The following is a 10,372-nucleotide window of genomic DNA, read 5'->3' as shown; positions in this document are numbered from 1 at the left end:
GCGCGGGAAAGCCGTTCGACCACCAGCACGCCGACGCCCTCGGCCCAGCCGGTACCGTTCGCACCACCATCGAAGGACCGGCACCGGCCGTCCGGCGAAAGACCCCGCTGCCGAGAGAATTCCACGAAGACTTCCGGCGTCGACATGACGGTGACACCACCGACCAGCGCCAGATCACACTCCCCCGACCGTACCGCCTGCCCGGCCAGATGTAGTGCCACCAGCGAGGAAGAACACGCCGTATCCACGGTCACGGCCGGACCTTCCAGACCCAGCACGTACGACACCCGGCCGGAGGCGACACTCGGTGCGGTCGCAGGAATCCCATTGCCCGATGCGCCGTACCTGGCCAGCGAGGCGACACCGACGTATACACCGGTAGCGGTGCCGCGCAGCGTCTCGGGGTCGATACCCGCGTCCTCGAGCGCTTCCCAGGACACCTCGAGCAGTTGGCGCTGCTGCGGATCCATGCCGAGGGCTTCCCGGGGACTGATGCCGAAGAAGTCCGCGTCGAATTCGCCTGCTTCGTAGAGGAATCCGCCGGTCCGCGCGTAGGACTTCCCGGCCGTGCCGGGTTGCGGGTCGTAGAGTCCGTCCAGGTCCCAGCCGCGCTCGCGGGGAAATTCCCCGATGACGTCGGCGGCGGAATCGACCATTTCCCACAGTGCGCGCGCCGAGGTCACGCCGCCCGGATAGCGGCAGCCCATGCCCACGATCGCCAGCGGCTCCGGTGTGGACTTCGCGAGCAGGCTCCGGTTCTCCCGCCGCAGTCGCTCCACCTGCTTCATCGAGACGCGCAGCGCGTCGAGCAGGTTCGAATCGGAGATGCCGGTCATCAGTTTTCCTCCACGGCGGTTTCGTGCTCGTCGAACAGGTCGGCGTTCAGGGCGCGGCGTATCAAGCTCTCGGCATCCATGCCGTCGATGTCCGCGTCGGCCGTCCCGCCGCCGATATCGGCGCCGGGGGCGCCGGCCAGTTCCATCAGGCTGCTCAGCAGTCCGGTTTCCCGCAGCGCGGACAATGGGATCTCGAGCAGCAATCGCCGGACTTCGGACTCTTCCACCGAGATCCGATCGGATGGCGCCGCTGCGGAATTCGCCGCCATATCGCCGACGAATCGGGCGAGCGCGTCCGCGTTGGGATAGTCGAACATCAGGGTGGTGGGCAGGGCCAGGCCGGTCACCGTGCTCATGCGATTGCGGAACTCGACAGCGCCCAACGAGTCGAAACCCAACTCCTCGAACGGCTTTCGGGCTTCGATGGCGTTCGAACCGCTATGCCCGAGGACCGCGGCGGCCTGCTCGCGCACCAGATCCAGGACGAGTTCGTAACGGCGGTCTCGGCTCATACCCGTCAACCGGTCCAGCAGTCCGGATTCGGCGGCCCGGTCATCCGATACGGCCTTCGGGCGCGAGGCCCCGACGAGTCCGGACAGCATGATCGGCAACCGTTGCTGTTCGGCCAGGGCGCGCAAGGTGAGGTGGTCCAAACAGGCGGGGACCACCAGTGCGCGGCCGGAGGCCAGCGCGGCGTCCCAGAGCGCCAGGCCCTCGGTCGCGGTCATCGCGGCCAGTCCCGTTCGGTTCATCCGTGCGACGTCCCCTGCCGACAGACTGCCCGTCATGCCGGTGACGTGGTCCCACAATCCCCAGGCCAGGGAAACACCGGGTAGTCCGCGGGCCCGCCGATAGGAGATCAATCCGTCCAGAAAGCGGTTGCCCGCCGCGTAATTCGCCTGCCCCGGGGTGCCCAGCACGCCCGCGATCGACGAGAATACCGCGAACAGTGACAGCTCGAGCCCCGTGGTCGCCTCGTGCAGGTTCCAGCCGCCGTCGACCTTCGGCGCCAGTACCTCCCGGGTTCGTTCGACGGTCAGCGAACCGAACAGTCCGTCATCGAGCACGCCCGCCGCGTGCACCACGCCCGCGAGCCGGCCCGACGCCACGATCCGGGACACCAACTCGCTCACCGCGGTGCGATCCGCGATATCACACGCCTCCAGGCGAACTCGTGCACCGGCGGAGCGCAATCGTTCCACCAGCGCGCTCACCCCGGGTGTGTCCGGCCCGCGGCGGCTGGTCAGAACCAGATCCCGCACCCCGTGGGCAGCGACCAGATGCTGGGCCAGCAGCGCGCCCAAACCACCTGTCCCACCGGATATCAACACGGTGCCGTCGGAGACGGGCGGCGGGACCGTGAGTACGAGTTTGCCGATGTGACGCGCCTGGCTCAGGTACCGCAGCGCCTCGGCGGCGTTCTCGACGCCCCATTGCATGACGGGCGGCGGCTGGAGCAGACCGCGGTCGAACAGCTCCACGAGTTCCCGCAATATCCCCTGAATACGGTCGGGGCCGGCGTGCAGCAGATCGAATTGCCGATAGTCCACGCCCGGGTATCGGGCGGCGATCACCCGCGGGTCGCGGGGATCGGTTTTGCCCATCTCGAGGAACCGGCCACCACGTGGCATCAGCCGCATCGACGCGTCCACGAATTCACCCGCGAGCGCGTCGAGCACCACATCCACACCACGACCGCCGGTGGCCTCGCGGAACTTCTGCTCGAAGTCCAGTGTCCGGGAGTTACCGATGTGCGCCTCGTCGACACCCATCGTCCGCAGCACACCCCACTTCGTCGGACTCGCCGTGGCGAAAACCGTTGCGCCGCGGAGCCGGGCGAGCTGGACCGCGGCCTGTCCGACACCGCCGGTGGCGGCGTGCACCAGCACGGAATCGCGCGCGTCCAGGCGGGCCAGTTCGAACAATCCGAGGTACGCGGTGGCGAAGGCCACGGGGACGGCGGCGGCCTGGGCGAAGGAGAGCCCGGCCGGAATCCGTACCAGCATGCGCTGATCGGTGGTCGACTCCGATCCGACCCGGTGCTCGAAAATCCCCATGACCCGATCGCCGGGCCGGAATTCGGTCACGTCCGGCCCCACCTGAGTGACCACGCCCGAGGCTTCACTGCCGATGTTCGCGTCCGCGCCGGGATACATGCCGAGTGCGATCAGCACATCGCGGAAGTTCAGGCCGACGGCCCGGGTCTCGATGCGTACCTGTCCCGCTGCCGGTGGTTCGTGGACCACCGGCAGTAAGCGGACATTGTCCAGGGTGCCGGTCTCGGTGACGTCCAGCAGCCACGGGCCCGTGCCGGGTACGACCGCCGCCGCGTCCACCCGCTCCAGCCTGGGTACCAGTACCTCGTCTCCGCGCAGTGCGATCTGCGGTTCCTCGGCCGGCACTCGCGCCAGCACCCGTCCGACGGTCTTCCCGTCGATCGGAGTATCGCTGTCCAGCAGTGTGATCCGGCCGGGGAACTCCGATTGCGCCGAAGCCATCAGCCCCCATACCGCCGCGGCGGCGGGGTCGGCGACCGGGCAGCCGTCGGTGTCCACGGCTCCGCGGGTGAGCACCACCAGACGCGCCGCGGCACAGCGGTCGTCGGCCAGCCATCCTCGAATCACGTCCAGGGTGCGCTCTGTCAGCGCGTGCGCCCGCTGCGCCGTGTCGGAATCGGTTGCGACGGAGCCGTTTTCCGAGTCCATCGCACAGTTCACCGCGACGAGCGCGAGCTGCGGATCGTCCGCGGCCGTCAGGTGCGCGAGGCAGTCCGGCGCGGAGATCTCGGCGATTCGAACCTCCGGGACCGGGCCGGCATCGGCACTGGAACCGACCGATGTCCAGCGCAGGTGATGCAAGCCGTCGATCGCGGTGGCGGCCAGGGCACCTGCCAGCCGCTGGGCCGAAATCGGTCGCAGCGACAGCGATTCCACCGACATGACGGCGCGGCCGGCCGAATCGGCCACATCCAGTGCCACCTTGCCGGGCGCGATGGCGCGTAGCCGCGCCCGGACCGTGGTCGCGCCCTCGGCGTACAACCGCACGCCCTCCCAAGCGAAGGGCAGTACCACCTCGTCGTCGTGACCGGAGATGAGCAGAACGGCCTGGAATACCGCGTCCAGGAGAGCGGGATGGATGCCGAAACCAGCCGCGGCGCCGCCGGTCGGCAGGATCGCCTCGACGAAGGTGTCGGCGTTCTTGCGCCACACCCGCGAAAGTCCCTGGAATACCGGGCCGTAGCGATACCCACGTTCGGAGAGGTTGTCGTACGCCCGGTCGAGATCCACCGCGCGGGCACCGGCGGGCGGCCAAGCCCGCAACTCGGGTACCGGCAGCGGCGTCGATTCCGGCGGTGCGATCCGGCCCTCGGCGTGGGCGGACCACGGGCGGGCGCCGATATCGTCGGCGGCGCTGCGGGTTTCGGGTTCCGGACGGGCGTAGATGGTGATGGTCCGGACGCCGCCGGTATCCGGCTCGCCGACGACGATTCGCAGTGCGACGGGCACCTCGGTGAGTTGCAGCGGCGCCGTGATCGTGAGTTCCCGCACCATCGCACAACCGATCCGCTCGGCCACCGCGGCGACCAGATCGACGAATCCCGTGCCGGGCATCAGGACTCGGTCGAAAACGGCGTGGTCGCCCAGCCACGGCATGGCGGCGCGCGACAGGCTGCCGGTCACCACCAGCCGGCGGCTGTCCGGTGACTCGATCACGGCATCGAGCATCGGATGGTCCAGCACGAGCAGACCGAGCCCCGGCGCCGGTTTCGGCGACAGCGGTTGGCGCCAGAACCGCTGGCGCTCGAACGCGTACGGCGGCAACGACACTCGGCGGCCACCCGTCTCTCCGGTCACCGCGGACCAGTTCACGACGGCTCCCGCGGTGAACAGCGTGGCGACCGCCGTCAGCAAGGAGGACGGCTCCGGCTGATTCGAGCGCAGGGCCGCGACCGCCACCGCCGTCGCCGGATCGATCGATTCGCCGATCATCGCGGTCAAGGCGGCTCCGGGCCCCACCTCCACGAAGCGAGTGACGCCGGCCTCGATCATGGCCGCGATACCGTCGGCGAAGCGCACCGGCCTGCGCACATGTCGCACCCAGTATTCCGGTGCCGCGTAACCGGGCCCGGCCACTTGTCCGGTGAGATTGGACAGCACCGGCATCCGCGGTTCCGCGACCGAGATCTGCGCGATCTCAGCGGCGAACTCGTTCAGCATCGGATCCATGAGAGCCGAATGGAAGGCGTGCGAGACGCGCAGCCGGGTCGTCCGGTGCCCACGTTCGGCACAGGTGGCCGCGATCGCCTCGACCGCGGCGGCCACGCCCGAGATCACCACCGACATCGGTCCGTTCACTGCCGCGACGCTCACTCCGTCCGATATCAGGTCATCGATGTCGGACTCGCGCGCACGGACGGCGATCATGGCTCCGACCTCGGGCAGGGCCTGCATGAGCCGCCCCCGTACCGCCACCAAGCGCGCCGCATCGGCCAGGGACAGCGCCCCGGCCACATGTGCGGCGGCGATCTCGCCGACAGAGTGGCCCATGACCGCGCCGACCTCGACGCCCCAGGACCGCAACAGCCGGAACGTCGCGACTTCGATAGCGAACAGCGCCGGTTGCGCGTACCGGGTCGAGCGCAGCAGTGCTTCGTCATCGCCCCACATGACCTCGCGCAGCGGACGGTCCAGCCATCGATCCAGCTCCGTGACGACTTCGTCGAGCACCGTGGCGAACACCGGGAATGCCTCGGCCAGTTCCTTGCCCATACCGAGGCGCTGGGAGCCCTGCCCCGAGAAAACCACTCCGGTTCGGCCGGGAAGTACGCGGCCGGTCACCACGCCCGCGGTGGCGTCCTGTGCGGTCACCGCATCCAGTCCGGCCAGCAATTCCATTGTACCGGCACCGAATACGACGGCTCTGTGTTCGAAGAGGGTTCGGCCGGCGAGCGAAACCGCCACGTCGGCGGCCGACGCCGCTGCCGATGCGCCGAAGCTGCGCAGCCGGTCGGCCTGGTCGCACAGCGACGCTGCGGTCTTCGCGGAGAGTATCCACGGCAGCATTCGGTGTTCGCGGGTCGGTGAATTCTGGTCCACCGCCATGGTTTCCGTGCCGATCGGCGGTTCTTCGAGGATGACGTGGGCATTGGTCCCCGAAATACCGAACGACGACACCGCCGCCCGCCGCGGACGACCATTACGCGGCCAGTCCCGCGCTTCGGTCAGCAGCTCCACCCGGCCCGAAGCCCAATCCACATGCGGCGAAGGCTCGTTCACATGCAACGTCGCAGGCATCCGCCCGAAACGCATCGCCTGCACCATCTTGATCACACCCGCGATACCCGCGGCAGCCTGCGCGTGACCGATGTTGGACTTGATGGAGCCCAGCCACAGCGGATCACCTTCCGCGCGCTGACCGTAGGTCGCCAGCAACGCCTGGGCTTCGATGGGATCACCCAGTTTGGTCCCAGTGCCATGCGCCTCGACCAGGTCCACATCACCGATACCCAGACCCGCATTGGCCAGCGCCTGCCGGATCACCCGCTGCTGCGACGGACCGTTCGGCGCCGTCAAACCATTCGAGGCACCATCCTGATTCACCGCCGAACCAGCCACCACCGCCAACACCCGATGACCCAATTCCTCAGCCCGAGACAGCCGTTCGACCACCAGCACACCCACACCCTCGGCCCAGCCCGTGCCATCGGCAGCGGCGTCGAAGGACCGGCACCGGCCGTCCGCCGAAAGCCCCTGCTGCCGCGAGAATTCCACGAACATGTGCGGTGTCGCCATGACGGTGACACCACCGACCAGCGCCAGCTCGCACTCCCCCGACCTGACTGCCTGGCCGGCCAGATGCAACGCCACCAGCGACGACGAACACGCCGTATCCACGGTCACGGCCGGGCCCTCCAAGCCCAGCGCATACGACACCCGGCCCGAGGCCACTGCGCCGAAACCATCGCTGTCGGGGTAGTCGTGATACATCAGTCCCGCATAAACGCCGGTCGCGGTGCCCTTCAGGTCGTGGGGGTCGATGCCCGCGTCTTCGAGCGCCTCCCACGACACTTCGAGCAGCAACCGCTGCTGCGGATCCATCGCCAGGGCTTCCTTCGGACTGATGCCGAAGAAGCCGGGGTCGAAATCGCCGGCGCCACTGAGAAATCCGCCGGCACGGGTATAGGACTTGCCGCTCCGGCCCGGTTGCGGGTCGTAGAGACCGTCCACGTCCCAGCCGCGGTCGAGCGGAAACTCGCCGACCACGTCGACGCCGCGATCGACCACCGACCACAGGTCCGACGGTGAATCCGTTCCGCCCGGATACCGGCAGGCCATGCCGACGATCACCAGCGGCTCGTCGGCGGCCGTGGTAGACGGGATCGCCTGGGACGGTGCCGGATTCAGCTCCGCACCGGATTCCGCGAGCAGGTGGCGGGTCAGGGCGTCCGCCGTCGGATAGTCGAAGATCAGGCTGGAACGCAGCCGCAGTCCGGTCGCGGCGGCGAGGGCATTGCGGAACTGCAGTGCCGCGAGGGAGTCGAAGCCCAATTCCCGGAATGCGCGGCCCGGGTCGATGGCCGCACCGGCGTCGTGGCCCAGCACGGCCGCCGCCCGCGTACGTACCAGGTCGAGGACGAATTCGTAGTGTCCATCGGCACTCATGCGTGCGATCCGGTCCCGCAGATCAACCGAATCCTGTACCGCCACCTTGGCCGCAGCGCGGCGGATATCACGGACGAACCCGGACAACATCGGTGACAGCCGGGCTTCCGCGGCGGCGGTGCGCATTGCCGCCCGGTCCATGCGGGCCGCCACCAGCAATGGCTGCCCGCTCACCAGACCGGCGTCCCATAGTGCCAAACCTTGGCGCGTCGACAGCGCCGCGACACCTTCGCGGCGCATACGACCCACTGCGGCGGCGTCCAGATGCTCGGTCATGCCGGTCGCCCGGTCCCACAGTCCCCAGGCCAGCGAGACGCCCGAAAGTCCCAGGGCGCGACGGTAGGAGATCAAACCGTCGAGGAAGCGGTTACCGGCCGCGTAGTTCGATTGCCCCGGCATGCCCAGTGTTCCGACGATCGAGGAGAACACCGCGAACACCGGCAGCTCCAGATCCGAGGTCGCCTCGTGCAGGTTCCATCCGCCATCGACCTTGGGGGCCATGACCGACCGCAGGCGGTCTGCGGTCAATGACTCGATCACGCCGTCGTCGATCACACCGGCGGCATGCACCACACCGGTCAACTGGCCCTCCGCAGTGATCCGAGAGATCAGGTTTCGCACCGCATCACGGTCGGCGATATCACAGGCCACGATCCGCACGTGTGCTCCGGCCGCACCGAGTTCGTCCGCCACCGCGGCCGCACCCGGAGCATCCGCGCCGCGTCGGCTGGTCAGGACCAGATCCCGCACGCCGTGCGACTCGACCAGCCACCGTGCCACCAGCGCGCCGAGGCCTCCGGTGCCGCCGGAGATCAGCACAGTACCCGCGGCGAGTGCGGGGGCGGCGGCGACGTTGTCGATCTCGGCGCGTGTCAGGCGGGGCAGCAGCAACCGCCCGTCGCGGACCGCCAGCTGTGCCTCCCGGGCCGGAACCCGGTGCAGAACTCGAGCAACCGCGTCGTCGTCGAGATCGGAATCGCTGTCGAGCAGCACGATCCGGCCCGGGTGCTCGGACTGGGCGGATGCCACCAGGCCCCATACGGCCGCGCCCGCCAAGTCCGTCACCGCGCGATCTCCGGCATCGACCGCCCCGCGCGTCAGGATCACCACGCGTGTCGTGGCGGAGCGGATGTCGGCCAGCCAAGATCGCAGCGAGTCCAAGGTCCTCGCCGTGAGTTCGTGCGTGCTGTCGACCACGTCCGACGTCGGCTCCTCGGACAGGCAGCGCACGACCGTCAGTTCGGCCGGTTCGGCGGCCGCGTCCACGTCGGCTTCCGCTGGACTCCACCGCACCCGGTACAGGCCGTCGGATGTTGCCCGGATCGCGGCGTCCGCGAACGATGTCGTCGAGATCGGGCGCAGCAGCAGCGATTCCACCGACAGCACCGGTGCTCCCGTGACATCGGTCGCCCGCACGGACACGGTCGCGTCGCCGGTGACACGGATGCGGGCTCGCAGTCGGGTAGCCTCCACCGCGTGAACCTGGATACCTGTCCAGGCGAACGGCAACCGCAGGCGATCGTCCCATCCGGCGGCTGTCAGCGCCGCGTGCAACACCGCGTCGAGCAACGCGGGGTGCACACCGAACCCGGTCGCATCGCCGGCCCTCAATTCGACTTCGGCACATACCTCGTCGGCGACGCGCCAGAGGCCGACCAGGCCACGGAATGCCGGTCCGTATTCGTACCCGCGGCGGCCCAATTCCTCGTACCCTTCGGCTATTTCGAGCGGGACCGCGTCGGCGGGTGGCCAGGTCGCCGAGTCGGGACCGGGTGCGGCAGCAACCGCGGCGCGCGCGATCACGGCCTCGGCGTGTGCGGTCCAGGTATCAGCGTGGCCATCCGGCCCGGTATCGAGGTCGCCGGTGTCCGGCCGTGAGTACACCCGCACCGCACGTCCGCCCTCGAGGTCGGGCGCATCGATCACGATGCGAATCCGGGCGGCATAGTCGCCCAGCACCAGGGGCGTCGAGACAGCAAGCTCGCGAATGCCCGCACCGCCCAGACGATCGGCGACCGCGGCCACCAGCTCGAGGAATCCGGTACCGGGGAACACCATTCGACCGGCCACCGTGTGATCGGCCAGCCACGGCAGCGAGTCGAGTGATATCCGCCCGGTCACCACCACGGTGCCGCTGTCGGGGGCTTCGACCCAGACGCCGAGGAACGGATGTTCCACCGGGTGCACCCCGAGATCGGTCGCGTCGCCCTTCGGCTGTGGGAGCGACCAGAACCGACGGTGGTGGAACGCGTAGGGCGGGAGGGGAACCCACCGGCCATTACCTGCCGCGAGGATGGCGGACCACTCGACCGGACCGCCCACGACGAACAGTTCGGCCGCCGATGCGAGGAATCGCCGCAGACCGCCGTCGTCGCGGCGCAGGGACTCCACCACCACGGTCGGGCCGACCGACCCGGCATCGAGGGAGTCCTGGATGCTGCCGGTGAGTACGGGGTGCGGACTCGACTCGACGAATGCCCGGCAGCCCGTATCGAGCGCGGCTGCCACGGCCTCCTCGAAACGGACCGTCTGCCGTAGGTTCGTGAACCAGTACTCCGGTGTCAGTTCCGCCGTATCCATCGGGCGACCGGTCACCGTCGAGACAAAAACCGGTGCGGCGGCCGCCGATGGGCGCGGGGTGATCCCCGACAGTTCGCCGAGCACGGAGTCCCGCAGCGGATCCACATGTGACGAATGTGAGGCGTAGTCGACAGGAATCGCTCGTGCCCAAATCTTTTCGCGCTCGCACCGGGACAGCAGCTCCGCGCACGCATCCACGTCTCCGGATACCACGGTCGCCGCGGGACCGTTCACGGCCGCGATGCTCAGCGCTGTGCCCCGTCCCGCGATCAGTTCCCGGACATGATCCGCCGA

The 10,372-nt window shown here is 68.9% G+C and carries 2 protein-coding genes; both read right to left on the bottom strand.

What is annotated here, in order from left to right; genetic code table 11:
* Positions 1-836 (bottom strand): beta-ketoacyl synthase N-terminal-like domain-containing protein (locus NY1_RS41545; RefSeq protein WP_169815496.1); only part of this gene is annotated, 836 nt, incomplete at its 3' end.
* Positions 836-10,321 carry a type I polyketide synthase gene (locus NY1_RS41540; RefSeq protein WP_267888504.1) on the bottom strand — a complete coding sequence of 3,162 codons (9,486 nt, stop codon included), beginning with the start codon at positions 10,319-10,321 and terminating at the stop codon, positions 836-838. The genes NY1_RS41540 and NY1_RS41545, both read right to left, overlap by 1 nt.
* Positions 10,322-10,372 lie beyond the last annotated feature (51 nt).

It is taken from the genome of Nocardia yamanashiensis NBRC 100130, from assembly GCF_001613325.1.
GTDB classification, from domain to species: Bacteria; Actinomycetota; Actinomycetes; order Mycobacteriales; family Mycobacteriaceae; genus Nocardia; species Nocardia yamanashiensis.
Note: the sequence above shows the minus strand (reverse complement) of the source record. Positions and strands in the feature narration are given on the sequence as shown.